Origin of the sequence: Bradyrhizobium jicamae (assembly GCF_001440395.1) — a bacterium.
Taxonomy (GTDB): domain Bacteria; phylum Pseudomonadota; class Alphaproteobacteria; order Rhizobiales; family Xanthobacteraceae; genus Bradyrhizobium; species Bradyrhizobium jicamae.
In genome coordinates this window covers 1-668 of record NZ_LLXZ01000173.1, presented here as the reverse complement: position 1 = coordinate 668, position 668 = coordinate 1, and the positions used below count along the sequence as shown (strand labels likewise).

The window sequence follows — 668 nt, the reverse complement described above, 5'->3', positions numbered from 1 at the left end:
GGCTTCGAACTGATGCGTCGCATCCGAAAAGACGATCCGGAGGCGCGGATCATCATCTTCAGCATGAATGACGATCCGGCGCTCGTGGTTCGCGCCATCGAGACGGGCGCGCAGGGGTATGTCTCGAAGGGCGACGATCCCCGGATGCTGGTGAAGGCGGTTCGGAAGGTCGCCGCGGGAGACAACTTCATTTCACCGCAACTGGCGGAAGCGGTGACCTTTTCCGGCGCGTCGATCAAGGCCAATCCAGCGTCGCAAATGACGGCGCGCGAGCTGGAAATTCTTCGGCTGCTGGGCCGCGGCGACAAGATCGTCGAAGTCGCCAATGCGCTGGAGATCTCCTACAAGACGGTGGCCAACACCACCTCGCTGCTCAAGCAGAAGCTTAGCGCCAAGAATCATTCGGACCTGATCCGGATCGCGATGGAGATGGGGCTGGATTGAAGCCCGCTTAAAATCGAGCTCCCTTTGGCCTGCCGGCCGCCTCAAGGCGCTTCGACAGCTTCAAAAGTCCTTCGTTACCGATTGCGTGCGAGGTTAGTGGTCCCCGCCGGGGCGGGGCGGGCGGTCTCGCGCCTAATGAAGTCTAAAGTCTACCATCGTCTAGGGCCTCCTATTATCCCCTAGCCCCTGCGTCTCATGAAGGGATTGCAACTAACGAGGCGGCA

General features: G+C 60.3%; 1 protein-coding gene. It reads left to right on the top strand.

The window, feature by feature from the left end; all coding sequences use genetic code 11:
• A partial coding sequence (locus tag CQ12_RS29015) for a LuxR C-terminal-related transcriptional regulator (protein ID WP_057838716.1) occupies positions 1-444 on the top strand: 444 nt, incomplete at its 5' end.
• Between the last annotated feature and the right edge of the window lie 224 nt (positions 445-668).